12 protein-coding genes are annotated in these 13,645 nt (G+C 70.0%); 8 read left to right on the plus strand and 4 right to left on the minus strand.

Annotated features, from left to right (window positions below):
• Positions 1-103 precede the first annotated feature (103 nt).
• Together OG230_RS17570 and OG230_RS17575 are read left to right on the plus strand one after the other, a co-directional pair.
• Positions 104-991, plus strand: a complete 888-nt coding sequence (locus OG230_RS17570) for a D-alanyl-D-alanine carboxypeptidase family protein (RefSeq protein ID WP_443051568.1) — start codon at positions 104-106, stop codon at positions 989-991.
• Positions 992-1,304: 313 nt separating this feature from the next.
• Entirely contained in the window at positions 1,305-2,180 is an 876-nt protein-coding gene (locus OG230_RS17575) for a D-alanyl-D-alanine carboxypeptidase family protein (RefSeq protein ID WP_328911430.1), read from the plus strand.
• Positions 2,181-2,269: 89 nt separating this feature from the next.
• Here the strand turns inward: OG230_RS17575 and OG230_RS17580 are convergent, their stop codons facing one another.
• Genes OG230_RS17580 through pdhA form a run of 3 tightly spaced genes read right to left on the minus strand, consistent with a single transcriptional unit; the run spans position 2,270 to position 5,813 of the window.
• Positions 2,270-3,661 (minus strand): dihydrolipoamide acetyltransferase family protein, encoded by a 1,392-nt coding sequence (locus OG230_RS17580; protein ID WP_328911182.1) that lies wholly within the window; start codon positions 3,659-3,661, stop codon positions 2,270-2,272.
• An 11-nt stretch (positions 3,662-3,672) separates the two neighbouring features.
• Positions 3,673-4,653, minus strand: a complete 981-nt coding sequence (locus OG230_RS17585) for an alpha-ketoacid dehydrogenase subunit beta (RefSeq protein ID WP_328911183.1) — start codon at positions 4,651-4,653, stop codon at positions 3,673-3,675.
• A 2-nt stretch (positions 4,654-4,655) separates the two neighbouring features.
• Positions 4,656-5,813 carry a pyruvate dehydrogenase (acetyl-transferring) E1 component subunit alpha gene (gene pdhA / locus OG230_RS17590; protein ID WP_328911184.1) on the minus strand — a complete coding sequence of 386 codons (1,158 nt, stop codon included), beginning with the start codon at positions 5,811-5,813 and terminating at the stop codon, positions 4,656-4,658.
• A gap of 337 nt (positions 5,814-6,150) precedes the next feature.
• On the opposite strand from pdhA, the gene OG230_RS17595 reads away from it, so the two are divergent.
• The 3 genes from OG230_RS17595 to OG230_RS17605 all read left to right on the plus strand — a co-directional run bounded on the left by OG230_RS17595 (position 6,151) and on the right by OG230_RS17605 (position 8,419).
• Positions 6,151-6,810, plus strand: coding sequence for a response regulator transcription factor (locus tag OG230_RS17595; protein ID WP_328911185.1), 660 nt, complete (start codon positions 6,151-6,153; stop codon positions 6,808-6,810).
• Positions 6,811-6,925: 115 nt separating this feature from the next.
• Complete coding sequence (locus OG230_RS17600; protein WP_328911186.1) at positions 6,926-7,351, plus strand: pyridoxamine 5'-phosphate oxidase family protein; 426 nt, start codon at positions 6,926-6,928, stop codon at positions 7,349-7,351.
• 63 nt (positions 7,352-7,414) lie between these two features.
• The gene (locus tag OG230_RS17605; RefSeq protein ID WP_328911431.1) at positions 7,415-8,419 is read left to right on the plus strand and encodes a phosphotransferase; all 1,005 of its coding nucleotides are present in this window, start codon (positions 7,415-7,417) and stop codon (positions 8,417-8,419) included.
• A gap of 24 nt (positions 8,420-8,443) precedes the next feature.
• Here the strand turns inward: OG230_RS17605 and OG230_RS17610 are convergent, their stop codons facing one another.
• Positions 8,444-10,051 carry a protein kinase domain-containing protein gene (locus tag OG230_RS17610; protein ID WP_328911187.1) on the minus strand — a complete coding sequence of 536 codons (1,608 nt, stop codon included), beginning with the start codon at positions 10,049-10,051 and terminating at the stop codon, positions 8,444-8,446.
• A 302-nt stretch (positions 10,052-10,353) separates the two neighbouring features.
• On the opposite strand from OG230_RS17610, the gene OG230_RS17615 reads away from it, so the two are divergent.
• The 3 genes from OG230_RS17615 to OG230_RS17625 all read left to right on the plus strand — a co-directional run bounded on the left by OG230_RS17615 (position 10,354) and on the right by OG230_RS17625 (position 13,598).
• Positions 10,354-11,994 carry a protein kinase domain-containing protein gene (locus OG230_RS17615; RefSeq protein ID WP_328911188.1) on the plus strand — a complete coding sequence of 547 codons (1,641 nt, stop codon included), beginning with the start codon at positions 10,354-10,356 and terminating at the stop codon, positions 11,992-11,994.
• Between the two features lie 124 nt (positions 11,995-12,118).
• A complete protein-coding gene (locus OG230_RS17620; RefSeq protein ID WP_328911189.1) occupies positions 12,119-12,904 on the plus strand; it encodes a hypothetical protein in 786 nt (261 codons plus the stop codon).
• Positions 12,905-12,974: 70 nt separating this feature from the next.
• Complete coding sequence (locus OG230_RS17625) at positions 12,975-13,598, plus strand: PadR family transcriptional regulator (protein WP_328911190.1); 624 nt, start codon at positions 12,975-12,977, stop codon at positions 13,596-13,598.
• The last annotated feature ends 47 nt before the right edge of the window (positions 13,599-13,645 follow it).

Here is a 13,645-nt window from a genome sequence, read left to right on the forward strand (position 1 = left end):
CGTTGCCGTACATCCATCGCCCCCCTCCAGGAGTCTCACCACCGAGCGGCACCGTTATGTAGCCGCATATAGGGGTATTTGGAGCGTTCAGTTGAAAATCGGCATGACGCGCAGACATCGTGCAACCGCCACTGCCACCGTGGCCCTCACCGCCGGCGCCGTTCTCGCGGGCAGCGCCTTCGCCACGCAGGCCCAGGCAGCCGCACCGCCGAAGCCCACGATCGTCGCCAAGGGCGGCTTCGTGATGAACAACGGCACCGGCAAGACCCTCTTCACCAAGGCAGCGGACACGCGCCGCTCCACCGGCTCGACCACCAAGATCATGACCGCCAAGGTGGTGCTGTCGCAGAAGAATCTGAACCTGGATTCCAAGGTGACGATCCAGAAGGCGTACAGCGACTACATCGTCTCCAAGGGCGCCTCGTCGGCCCGGCTGATCGTCGGTGACAAGGTCACCGTCCGACAGCTCCTGTACGGGCTCATGCTGCCGTCCGGCTGCGACGCCGCGTACGCCCTCGCCGACAAGTTCGGCTCCGGCACCACGCGCGGCGCCCGCGTGAAGTCGTTCATCGGCAAGATGAACGCCACCGCCAAGAGCCTCGGCCTGAAGAACACGAAGTTCGACTCGTTCGACGGCATAGGGAGTGGGAACAACTACTCCACCCCGCGCGACCTGACGAAGATCGCCAGCAGCGCGATGAAGAGCTCCACCTTCCGCGCGATCGTCAAGACCAAGTCGACGAAGCAGAAGGTGACCACGAAGAGCGGCGGATACCGCTACATGGCGTGGACCAACACCAACAAGATGCTCAGCACCTACAGCGGTGCCATCGGCGTGAAGACCGGCTCCGGCCCGACGGCCAAGTACTGCCTGGTCTTCGCCGCGACCCGTAACGGCAAGACCGTCATCGGTACGGTCCTCACCTCCTCGTCCGAGGCGAACAGGACCGCGGACGCGAAGAAGCTCATGGACTACGGCTTCAAGCTGTAGGACCTGTACGGATCCACGCATCACGGGTCTACGGAATACGGGAGGGCGGCCACGGCGGTGACCGCCCTCCCAGGCGTTGGTCGAACGGCAGGACGAGGCTGACAGAGTTTTTGCCATGTCTGCGTACATCCTTGCGGGCCGCTCATGAGTCTCGTGTGGGGACCCCCCTCACACCCCGGTCCCTCTCAATGCATTCGCGAACTCGGAGCGTTCATTGATATCGAGCCACAAGGCCCGCCCCAAGGCTGGTCACAAGGCCCGCAGCAAGCGCCTGCGCAACGCTGTCGTCGCAGCCGTCGTATCCGGTGGCGTGATGCTGGCGGTCACGCCTCTCATGACGTCTGCCCAGGCCGCTGTCCCCCTGCCGACGCTCAGCGCCAAGGGTGCGTTCCTGCAGGACAGGACAACGGGCGCCAAGAAGTACGGCAAGGCCGCCGACATCAAGCGACAGATGGCCAGCACCACCAAGGTCATGACCGCCGCCGTGGTGCTCAACACCCCCGGCGTCGATCTGAGCCGCAAGGTGACCATCTCGCAGACCTACCGCGACTACGTCACGGCCAAGGGCGCCAGCACAGCGGACCTGAAGACCGGTGACAAGCCCACGGTCCGTCAGCTGCTGCACGCTCTGATGCTTCCGTCCGGCTGTGACGCGGCGTACGCGCTCGCCGACGCCTACGGCGTGGGCACCACCCGGGCTGCCCGGACGAAGCAGTTCATCGGTCAGATGAACAAGAAGGCCGCCTCGCTCGGGATGACCAACACCACGTTCGACTCGTTCGACGGCATTTCGTCGACCGGGAACAACCTCTCGACCCCGCGCGACCTCGCACAGCTCGCCAGCTACGCGATGCGGGGCTCGACGCTGCGCGGCATCATGGCCACCACCAAGTACGTCACCCCCGTGACGACCAGCACCGGCGCCACTCGCACGTACACCTGGTACAACACCAACAAGCTGCTCGGCTCCTACAGCGGCGCCGTCGGCATCAAGACCGGCTCCGGCACGGCGGCAGGTCCCTGCCTCATCTTCGCCGCCACCCGGGGCGACAAGACGTACGTCGGCGTCATCCTGAACGGCACCGACCGCTACAACGACGCGGCCAAGCTGCTGGACTACGGCTTCGGTTCCTCCACCGCGACGACCATGCAGCTGCGTACGCTGCCCCAGGGCGCGCAGCGCGACTGATCCGGCACCGGACAGAAGCAGCCGAACACGAGCAGAAGGGTGCGGCCACCAACGGTGACCGCACCCTTCTGTCTGTCGGGCCCAGGTAATCAGGCCCAGGTGATCAGCCGCTTCGGCTGCTCCAGGACCGCGGCGACATCCGCGAGGACCTTGGAGCCGAGCTCGCCGTCGACCAGGCGGTGGTCGAACGACAGCGCCAGCGTGGTGACCTGGCGGGGCTTCACCTTGCCCTTGTGGACCCAGGGCTGGAGCTTGATCGCACCGACCGCGAGGATCGCGGACTCGCCCGGGTTCAGGATCGGCGTTCCCGTGTCGACGCCGAAGACACCGACGTTGGTGATCGTCACCGTGCCGCCCGCCATCGCCGCGGGGGACGTCTTGCCCTCGCGCGCGGTGGAGACCAGTTCGCCCAGCGAGGCGGCGAGCTGGGGCAGGGTCTGCTCGTGCGCGTCCTTGATGTTCGGCACGATCAGACCGCGCGGCGTGGCCGCGGCGATCCCCAGATTCACGTAGTGCTTCTGGACGATCTCCTGGTTGGCCTCGTCCCAGGCGGCGTTGACGTCCGGGTTCCGCTTGATCGCGACCAGGAGGGCCTTGGCGATGATCAGGAGCGGGTTGACCCGCACCCCCGCCATGTCCTTGTCCTCCTTGAGTTCCGCCACGAGCTTCATCGTGCGCGTCACGTCGACGGTCACGAACTCGGTGACGTGCGGAGCCGTGAAGGCACTGCCCACCATCGCCTGCGCGATGGCCTTGCGTACGCCCTTGACCGGGATACGCGTCTCCCGGGCACCCGGGACGACCTCGACGGCGGGAGCCACCGGCGCCGACGCCACGGGCTGGGCCACGACGGGCGCCGCCACCGGGGCAGCCGCCGCGTGGACGTCCTCGCGGGTGATGATGCCGTCCTTGCCGGTCGGCGTCACCGTCGCCAGGTCGATGCCCAGGTCCTTGGCCAGCTTGCGGACCGGCGGCTTGGCGAGCGGGCGGCTCTCGGGGGCCACGCCGCCGTGGCCGTTGAGCTCACCCTGTATCGCCGCGGCTGCCTGCACCGGCGCCTCGGCGCCCTTGCGCGGGCGCCGCTTCGTGGAGGACTCGGCCACGCCGTAGCCCACCAGGACCGGCTGGCGGCCCTTCGGCGCCTCGTCCTCGGCGGCCGGCTGCGCGGCCGCCACGGGCTCCGCCACCGGGGCGGGGGCCGCGTCGCCGCTGCCCGGCGCCACGTCCACCGCGATGATCACCTGGCCGACATCGACGGTCGTGCCCTCGGGGAAGCGCAGCTCGTGCACGACCCCGTCGAACGGGATCGGCAGCTCCACGGCTGCCTTGGCCGTCTCGACCTCGCACACGACCTGGCCGTCGGTGACGGTGTCGCCGGGCTGGACGTACCACTTGAGGATTTCCGCCTCGGTCAGTCCTTCGCCCACATCGGGCATCTTGAACTCACGGAAGCGAGCAGACGTTTCGGTCATCGTCGTCACGAACCCTCTCCTCAGTACGCCAGCGAGCGGTCGACGGCGTCGAGCACCCGGTCGAGTCCCGGCAGGTACTCGTCCTCGAGACGGGCCGGCGGATACGGGACGTGGTAGCCGCCGACGCGCAGCACCGGTGCTTCGAGATGGTAGAAGCAGCGCTCCGTGATGCGGGCGGCGATCTCGGCGCCCGAGCCGTAGAACACCGGGGCCTCGTGGACGACGACGAGCCGGCGGGTCTTCTCCACCGAGGTCTGGATCGTGTCGAAGTCGATCGGGGACATCGACCGCAGGTCCAGGACCTCGACCGACTTGCCCTCCTCCTGCGCCGCGGCGGCTGCCTCCAGGCAGACCTTCACCATCGGCCCGTAGGCGACGAGCGTGAGGTCGGTGCCCGTACGCGCCACCGTCGCCTTGTGCAGCTGCCCGGGAATGGACTCGGTGTCGACCTCGCCCTTGTCCCAGTAGCGCCGCTTCGGCTCGAAGAAGATGATCGGGTCGTCGCTCTGCACGGCCTGCTGCATCATCCAGTACGCGTCGGACGCGTTGGACGGGGACACCACCTTCAGCCCGGCGACGTGCGCGAACAGGGCCTCCGGCGACTCGCTGTGGTGCTCCACGGCGCCGATGCCGCCGCCGTACGGAATCCGCACGACGACCGGCAGCTTGATCTTGCCCAGCGCACGGGCGTGCATCTTCGCCAGCTGCGTGACGATCTGGTCGTACGCGGGGAAGACGAAGCCGTCGAACTGGATCTCGACGATCGGCCGGTATCCCCGCAGGGCCATGCCGATCGCCGTGCCGACGATCCCGGACTCGGCGAGCGGGGTGTCGATGACCCGGCCCTCGCCGAAGTCCTTCTGGAGCCCGTCGGTGATCCGGAAGACACCGCCCAGCTTGCCGACGTCCTCACCCATGATGAGGACCTTCGGGTCCGTGTCGAGGGCGAGGCGCAGCGACTCGTTGAGCGCCTTCGCGATGGACATCTTTTCCACGGCCATGGCTAGTTGCCCTCCTCGGCAGAGTCTGCGAACGATGCCTGGTAGGCGGCGAACTGGGCGCGCTCCTCGTCGACGAGGCTGCTCCCGTCGGCGTAGCCGTGCTCGAACAGCGACATCGGGTCCGGGTCGGGCATGGCCCGGACCGCTTCCCGTACGCGCTTGCCGAGGGTCTCGCTCTCCTCTTCGAGCGCGGTGAAGAACGCCTCGTCGGCGGCCTTCTCCTTCTCCAGGTACGTCCGCAGGCGCAGGATCGGGTCCTTGGCCTCCCAGGCGGCCCGCTCCTCGTCCGCCCGGTACTTCGTCGGGTCGTCGGAGGTGGTGTGGGCGCCCATGCGGTAGGTGAACGCCTCGACGAGGGTCGGGCCCTCGCCGCGGCGGGCGCGCTCCAGTGCCGACTTGGTGACGGCCAGGCAGGCGAGTACGTCGTTGCCGTCGACCCGGACGCCGGGGAAGCCGAAGCCCTGGGCGCGCTGGTAGAGCGGTACCCGGGTCTGTCGCTCGGTGGGCTCGGAGATCGCCCACTGGTTGTTCTGGCAGAAGAACACCACGGGGGCGTTGTAGACGGCCGAGAAGGTGAACGCCTCAGCGACGTCGCCCTGGCTGGAGGCCCCGTCACCGAAGTACGCGATCACGGCCGAGTCCGCACCGTCCTTGGCGACGCCCATGGCGTAGCCGGTGGCGTGCAGGGTCTGCGAGCCGATGACGATCGTGTACAGGTGGAAGTTGTTCGTGTTCGGGTCCCAGCCGCCGTGGTTCACACCGCGGAACATCCCGAGCAGATTGGTCGGGTCGACACCCCGGCACCAGGCGACGCCGTGCTCCCGGTAGGTCGGGAAGACGTAGTCGTCGTCGCGCAGCGCCCGGCCGGAGCCGATCTGCGCGGCCTCCTGGCCGAGCAGCGAGGCCCACAGGCCCAGCTCGCCCTGGCGCTGGAGGGCCGTGGCCTCGGCGTCGAAGCGCCGGGTCAGGACCATGTCCCGGTACAGGCCGCGGAGCTCGTCCGCGGTCAGGTCGATCTCGTACTCCGGGTGCTGGACGCGCTCGCCCTCGGGCGTCAGCAACTGTACGAGCTGGGGCTCGGAAGTCTGTGGTGTTTTCGCGGCGCTGGTCCGCTTGCTGCTGCGTCGCGGTTTGCGCGCGGCAGTGCTCTCCACGGTCACGTGCGTGCTCCTCCGTCGGTCCGGCCCCCGGGGTCTGCCGGGAACCAGTGCGGCTCGCCTGTGTCCGGACCCGTGCACGGGGTGGGTGCCGCTCGGCCGGGAACAGGCGTGACAGGTGCCCCGGCGAGCACCCTGTCAAAAGCACGTTACCCAGTGCATCGCATAACTGCGAAACCCTCTCTGACCTGCGATTTTGCTTGGATTTCCAAGTAAATCGAGAAAATCGGGAACTCTCGCTGGTCACAGCACTGGTAACAGCCTTGCAGGCCGCCGGAACAACGGCACGTTATCCCGGCCAACGGCGGCAGGGAAGGGGTGAATGTGTGAGACTGCGTTTGTGCGCGAAGATGGAAAAATCACCGTATTTCTGTTGGACGACCATGAAGTGGTCCGCCGTGGAGTGCATGAATTGCTCTCCTCCGAAGCCGATATCGAGGTGGTCGGAGAGGCGGGTACGGCAGCGGACGCCCTGGTCCGCATCCCGGCGACCCGCCCCGATGTGGCGGTCCTGGACGTACGGCTGCCGGACGGCAGCGGGGTGGAGGTGTGCCGCGAGGTCCGCTCCCTGGACGAGAACATCAAGTGCCTGATGCTCACCTCGTACGCCGATGACGAGGCACTTTTCGACGCGATCATGGCCGGTGCCTCGGGTTACGTACTGAAGGCCATCCGTGGCAACGAGCTGCTGAACGCGGTACGGGACGTGGCGGCCGGGAAGTCCCTGCTGGACCCGGCAGCGACCGCCCGCGTGCTGGAGCGGCTGCGCGACGGCGCCAACGGCAAGGGCGACGACAAGCTGGCCGGCCTCACCGACCAGGAGCGCAAGATCCTGGACCTGATCGGGGAGGGGCTCACGAACCGGGTGATCGGCGAGCGGCTCCACCTGGCCGAGAAGACGATCAAGAACTACGTCTCCAGCCTGCTCGCCAAGCTGGGCATGGAGCGCCGCTCGCAGGCCGCGGCCTACGTGGCCCGGCTCCAGGCCGAACGGCGCTGACCGCCGCATCCGCCGCGCGCCCCCTGCGGCTCCGGGCGATTCCGGGACTTTGGTCCTGAGTCAACCGGGGCCGCAGACCCTTACCCGGCCCCTACCTGTAGCGGACAGTGGACGCATGGCCTCTGAGGAACTCCATGCGATCGAGCTGCTCGGCCGGGTGCCGTACGGCCGCCTGGCGACGAGTATGCGAGCCCTCCCCATCCTGGCCGTGGCCCGCCACGTCGTGGCCGAAGGCCGTGTGCTCCTGCGGATGCACCGGGGGCTCGGCCACCACACCTCGTGCGACGGGAGCGTCATCGCGTACGGGGCGGACAACTTCAACACCGCGGCCGACGGCGGCGACGATCCCTGGTCCGTGCAGTTCACCGGGCCCGCCGAGATCGTCCGCCCCTGCTCCGAGCAGCAGAAACTCTTCGGCCCTGTGCCTCTGACGGCGAACGACGAGCCCTTCGATCCGGTCTATCTCCGGCTCGAACCCCGCTTCGTCACCATGCACACTCTGGGCTTCCACGCAAGTCAGCGAATCGGCCACGTAGCGTGATCTAACATGTGGTAAGTGCCGCGCTCATATGTAACCCGCCCGCCTGTTCCCCCGGTCGGCGAGGTGCTGCGCCGCTATCCCGAGGCGGGTGAGCCGCTCGCCTGCGAGCCCCTCACCAAAGGTCTCCTGAACCACGGATACCGCGTATCCACCACGCGCGGCGCGTATTTCCTCAAGCACCACCTGGACAAGCGCCACCTCGACGACGCCACCGGCGACCGCGCCACGATCGTCCGTCAGCACCGGGCGACCCAGCGGCTCCACTCGCTCGGCGTGCCCGTCGCCCCTCCCCTCACGGACACGGAGGGTGACACCGTCACGGTGATCGACGGCCGCTGCTACGCCCTGCACCCCTGGGTGGACGGCCTCCACCGGGTGGGCGCCGAGCTGACCACCGTCCAGTCGCGGCGCCTCGGCGCCCTGCTCGGAGCCGTGCACACCGGTCTGGAGCAGGTCATGGGGCCGGGCAGCGGCCTTCCGCCCCGGCCCGGGTACGGGAGCCCCGATCCCGCGGACACCTTCGAGCTGATCGACGAACTGCTGGCCGCGGCACGCGGGCTCCGCCCCCGCGACGCCTTCGACGAGCTGGCCGTACACCGCCTCGTCGAGCGCCGCGCCCTGCTCGAACGGCACGCCCACCGCCGGCCGCCGACCCCGGACGGACCGGCCACGGGCTGGGTGCACGGCGACTTCCACCCGCTGAACCTGCTCTACCGGGGCGCCGATCCGGTCGCGATCGTCGACTGGGACCGGCTGGGCGTGCAGCCGCGCGCGGAAGAGGCGGTACGGGCCGCGGCGATCTTCTTCGTCAGGCCGGCCGGGGAACTGGACCTGGAGAAGGTGCGGGCCTACGCGCGGGCCTACCGCCGGGCGGCCGGGGCGGGCGCCGCGGAACTGGCCGCGGCGGTGCACCGGGTCTGGTGGGAACGGCTCAACGACTTCTGGATACTGCGCTGGCGCTACCGCCTGCACGACCGCAGGGCCGACCCGCAGTTCCCTGCGGTGTCGGCCCTGGCGGTGTGGTGGACGCGCGAGTACGAGGCGGTGTGCGCGGCCTTCACGGAGTGAGGGCCGCGGACCGTACGGAGTGCCTTACGGGGTGGTGCCCGCGACGGATCCGGCGGTCTCGCCGGCCCCTGTCGACGCGCCCTCGGCCGTGCCCTCGGTGGTGCCCTCCGTGGTGCCTTCGGTGGTGCCCTCGGTGGTGCCCGTGCCGCCGTCGTCGCCCGTGCCGCCGTCGTCGCCCGTGCCCTCGTCCGTGCCCGTGCCGCCGTCCGCGGTGCCCGGGTCGGGGGAGGACGGCTGCTCGGACGGGGTGTTGGAGGGCTGGCTCGGCGTCTGGGACGGCGTGAAGGTGGGCTCCTCGGTGGGCTCCCACTGACCGCCCGTGGTGCTGTCCGGCGCCTCGGTCTCCTCCGTCGGCTCCTCGGAGGGTTCCTCGGTCGTCTCCGACGGGGTGGGCGAGGCCGGGGTGGTGACGGGCGGCGGGCTCTTCTTGCCGCCGCCGTCGTTCGCCGCGTTGACGGCGATGGCCACACCGGCACCGATCGCGATCAGGGCGAGCAGGATGAACAGCCACATCTTGCCGCGGCCACCACCACCGCCGCCGTGCTGACCGCCGACGTACCCGCCGTCGTCCGGATTCATCGGCGGCAGGATCGGGCCCTGCGAGGTGTCCCCGTGCGTCGGGTACCCCATCGCCGCCGTACCGCCGCCCACCGCGCCCATCGGGGAGGTGTGACCGCCCTCGTGCAGCATGACCGGGCCGGTGTTCCACGTACCCGTGTGGCCGCCCTGGACCTGGAGCATCTGCAGGCTGTACTGGACGAGGCCGCGCATCTCCTCGGCGCTCTGGAACCGGTCGTCCGGGTCCTTCGCGAGCGAGCGCATCACCATCCCGTCCAGCTCCGGCGGCACCGCGTCCGAGACCTCGGACGGCGGGACCGGGATGTCCTGGACGTGCTGGTAGACGACGGAGAGCGGGGTCTCACCGGTGAACGGGGGCCGCAGGGCCAGCAGTTCGTAGAGCAGGCAGCCGGTGGCGTACAGGTCGGAGCGGTGGTCGACCGCCTTGCCGAGCGCCTGTTCGGGGGAGAGGTACTGGGGCGTGCCCATGACCATGCCGGTCTGGGTCATCGTCGACTGGGCGCCGTGCAGTGCACGGGCGATGCCGAAGTCCATGACCTTGACCGCACCGGAGTGCGTGATGATCACGTTGGCGGGCTTGATGTCACGGTGCACGATGCCGTGCTGGTGCGAGTACGCGAGAGCTTCGAGCACTCCCGAGACGATGATCAGCGCCTGCTCGGGCGGCGGGGCCTCCGCGTTGAGCAGGAGGTCGCGGATGGTGTTGCCCTCGACGAGCTCCATCACGATGTACGGGACGGTCTGGCCGCCCACGACGTCCTCGCCGGAGTCGTACACGGCGACGATCGCGTGGTGGTTGAGGCCCGCGACGGACTGTGCCTCGCGGGTGAAGCGGGCCTTGGAGACCGGGTCCTCGGCGAGGTCGGAGCGGAGCAGCTTCACCGCCACGGTGCGTCCCAGACGGACGTCCTCCGCGGCATAGACCTCGGCCATGCCGCCCCGGCCGAGCCGGTGGGTCATCCGGTAGCGCCCGTCACCGACGACACCGCCGATGCCCCAGGAGTCGGTGCCATCCGAAACTCCGCCGCCGTTTGCTTCGGGTCCGGGTGCCATCAGTCCTCGCCGTCGTTTCTGTCCGCGCGTCCGCGGGTGTCACGGGTGCCTTGCTGCATTGCCACGTCACGCTACAGGCTCTGCAAGACACCCCGGTTCCGAGAGGGACGGGTCATCCAATCGGCTCGCGTGCCGCTCACGCAAATTCCATGCGGTTCCTGTAACGCTTCCGAGACGCTTCTTGTGCGTAGGGTCACGGAACGGGCACCTGGCTTGACGTGTCGTACCCCTCGGGCAGACTTGGCCCGTACTACGGATCTTCGCGTCACGTCATCAGTTTCGCGCCGAGGGGGAAGCAAGTCATGAGCCAGGACGGCGCACACGGCGCTCAGGGTCGCTACGCGGGCGGTTCGGTCGCCGGCGGCCGGTACCAGCTGCGCGACCTGCTCGGCGAGGGCGGGATGGCCTCCGTATATCTCGCGTACGACTCCGCGCTCGACCGCCAGGTCGCGATCAAGACGCTGCACACGGAGCTGGGACGCGAACAGTCCTTCCGCGAGCGCTTCCGCCGCGAGGCGCAGGCGGTCGCGAAGCTCCAGCACACCAACATCGTCTCGGTCTTCGACACCGGCGAGGACGAGCTCGGCGGCGCGCTGATGCCGTACATCGTCATGGAGTACGTCGAGGGGCAGCCGCTCGGCTCCGTCCTCCAGTCGGACATCCAGCAGTACGGCGCGATGCCCGCCGAGAAGGCGCTCAAGGTCACGGCCGACGTGCTGGCCGCGCTGGAGACCAGCCACGAGATGGGCCTGGTCCACCGCGACATCAAGCCCGGCAACGTGATGATGACCAAGCGCGGTGTCGTGAAGGTCATGGACTTCGGCATCGCCCGCGCCATGCAGTCGGGCGTGACGTCGATGACGCAGACCGGCATGGTCGTCGGTACGCCGCAGTACCTCTCCCCCGAGCAGGCCCTGGGGCGCGGGGTGGACGCGCGGTCCGACCTCTACTCGGTCGGCATCATGCTGTTCCAGCTGCTCACCGGGCGCATTCCGTTCGACGCGGACTCGCCGCTGGCCATCGCGTACGCGCACGTGCAGGAGGAGCCGGTCGCTCCGTCGAGCATCAACCGGTCGATCACTCCCGCGATGGACGCGCTCGTCGCCCGCGCGCTGAAGAAGAACCCGAACGAGCGCTTCCCGAGCGCCGCGGCGATGCAGGACGAGGTCACCCGCGTACTGAACGCGGGCGGCCGGACCGGCGCCCCCGTGATCATCAGTGGCAGCGGGGCCCCGGGGAACAGCGGAGCGGGGGTCGGCTCCGCCGTCTTCCCGCCGGTCGACCAGGGCACGCCCGCACCGCAGAGCGTGCAGACGCCGTACCAGCCGCAGCCCCACCAGCCGTACCAGCAGCCCGGTCCGTACGGCGCTCCGACGCCGGCGCCCGCGCCGAGCTACGGCTACCCGCAGGCGTACCAGCAGACCCCCGCCCCCGCGGCGCACGGGACCCCGCCGCCGTACACGATGGCCCCGCAGGGCGCGCACGGCCAGGGCGGCGGCGGTGCCTCCAAACGGAACATGCCCGTCATCGTGGGTTCGATCGTGGTCGCGCTCCTCGCGATCGGCGGCCTGGTCGCGGCCATCTCGCTGAACGGCGACCCGGACACGGGCAAGAACGGCGACCCGGGTTCCGAGGAGTCCGCGGTGGCGGGCGAGCACAAGCCGCCGGAGCGCAACCGCACGATGGACGAAGAGGACTGCACGGACGCGAGCGAGGACTCGGACGACCCGGCGAAGGTCCAGGCGCCGAACTTCATGTACAAGGACTACAAGTCGGCGCACGCCTGCGCGCTGGCGGCGGGCTGGACCATCAAGCCCATCGACGAGCCCGGCAACACCTACGCCGAGGACCAGGTCGTCGACCAGTTCCCCTCCGCGGGTACGGCCATTCCCGAGCAGGGTGCCCACTTCGAACTGAGGATCTCCACGGGGGACCCGGCCTGACCACGCGGCACCCCGTCCGACGGCCCGGAACGCACCAAGCGTTCCGGGCCGTCGCGTTGCCGGGTGCGCGTCCTGACGCCCGGTCCGGGATGCCGGACATATCGGCCCGTGTGACGCTGAGCGCATGGCTCCAGGACTCCTCCCGTCTCGGCGGTCCCGGTCGTCGCGCTGCGCGCTCTGCCTTGCGGTGACAGCGGCGGCGGTGCTGGGCCCCGCGAGCTGGACGTACGCGGCAGAGCGGGCACACGGCGGGGTGACGCACCGCCAGGCCGGCCCCCCGGCGGCGCACGCGAGCGCGCGGGGACCTCTTGCTCCCGCCCCCCGTTCGGCCGAGCTGCCGGGCACGGCCACGGACGGCCCGTCGTCCGTGCCGACAACCGGCACTCCGGCCGCTCCCTCGCCCCGTCCCTCGACGCCGCCGCCGGCCCCCGTGCCGACCTCCCGGCCCTCCGCGAGCCCCTCGGTCCCGCCCTCCGGGTCACCGTCCGCCGTCGCCTCCGGTACGCCGTCCGCACACCCCTCGGGCGCCTCCGGCCCGGCCGGGGCGCCGTCCGGGAGCTCGGCCCCGCCCGCCGGTTCGTCGGCGAGCCCCTCCGCCTCCGCCGACCGGTCGCCCCTCGCGGGCAGGCCGGCGGGAGAGGGCCGCACCCGGCCCGGCCGGTCGCTGTCGCCGCTGGAACTCGCCCGCGCCGACGCCCTGCTCGAAGAGGAGGAGCCGGAGCCGGACGCGGCCGACGTGCCTCCCGTCGAGGTGTCGCCGAGCGCGTCGCCGCGCTCGGGGCGGTCGGCTCCCCAGGCGATGGACGGCCCTGCCGTGCGGCAGGTCCAGCAGGTGTCGCTCGGCGCGGGAATCGCACTGGTCGGCCTGGGTCTGGGCTTCCTGGCGTTCCGGATGCGCCGCGCCCGCTGAGTCGGCGCGGGGCCGATCCGTACCCCTGAAAGGCTTGCCCGGAGCAACATACTCGGTATACATACTGAGTATGTCGATCCGTCACGGGCTTCTCGCCCTCCTGGAGCGCGGGCCTCGGTACGGCTCCCAGCTCCGCACCGAATTCGAGTCGCGCACCGGCTCCACCTGGCCGCTGAACGTCGGCCAGGTCTATACGACGCTCAGCCGGCTGGAGCGCGACGGCATGGTCGTCCAGGACGGTGAGGACGACGCGGGCCACGCGCTCTACTCGATCACCGACGACGGCCGTACCGAACTGCACAGCTGGTTCGGGACACCCGTCGACCGCAGCAACCCGCCCCGCGACGAGCTGGCCATCAAGCTCGCCATGGCGGTCGGCGCACCGGGCGTCGACATCCGGGCGGTGATCCAGGCCCAGCGCCACCACACGGTGAAGGCGATGCAGGAGTACACGCGGCTGAAGGCCCAGGCCCTCACCGCCGCCCCCGCCAACCGGGACGAGGTCGCCTGGCTCCTCGTGGTGGAGCAGCTGATCTTCCAGGCCGAGGCGGAGGCCCGGTGGCTGGACCACTGCGAATCACGTCTCGTACGCCTCGCCGAGGCCGCCGCCACCGACCCGGCGCCCGAGCCCGGCAAGGCCGCCCCGCGCGGCCCCTCCGGCACGGCGGCCTCCCGGCTCCGCGCCCGTCACTGACCACGGACGCCGGGCCGACCGCATCACCGAACGCCGCTGTCCTGCGC

The organism is Streptomyces sp. NBC_00234 (assembly GCF_036195325.1).
Lineage (GTDB): Bacteria > Actinomycetota > Actinomycetes > Streptomycetales > Streptomycetaceae > Streptomyces.

Excerpts from the sequence above, each read along its gene's own strand:
- OG230_RS17570 (WP_443051568.1), top strand. The coding sequence starts at position 104 with ATGACGCGCAGACATCGTGCAACCGCCACTGCCACCGTGGCCCTCACC.
- OG230_RS17575 (WP_328911430.1), top strand. The coding sequence starts at position 1,305 with ATGCTGGCGGTCACGCCTCTCATGACGTCTGCCCAGGCCGCTGTCCCC.
- OG230_RS17585 (WP_328911183.1), bottom strand. The coding sequence starts at position 4,653 with ATGGCCGTGGAAAAGATGTCCATCGCGAAGGCGCTCAACGAGTCGCTG.
- OG230_RS17600 (WP_328911186.1), top strand. The coding sequence starts at position 6,926 with ATGGCCTCTGAGGAACTCCATGCGATCGAGCTGCTCGGCCGGGTGCCG.
- OG230_RS17610 (WP_328911187.1), bottom strand. The coding sequence starts at position 10,051 with ATGGCACCCGGACCCGAAGCAAACGGCGGCGGAGTTTCGGATGGCACC.
- OG230_RS17615 (WP_328911188.1), top strand. The coding sequence starts at position 10,354 with ATGAGCCAGGACGGCGCACACGGCGCTCAGGGTCGCTACGCGGGCGGT.
- OG230_RS17620 (WP_328911189.1), top strand. The coding sequence starts at position 12,119 with ATGGCTCCAGGACTCCTCCCGTCTCGGCGGTCCCGGTCGTCGCGCTGC.
- OG230_RS17625 (WP_328911190.1), top strand. The coding sequence starts at position 12,975 with ATGTCGATCCGTCACGGGCTTCTCGCCCTCCTGGAGCGCGGGCCTCGG.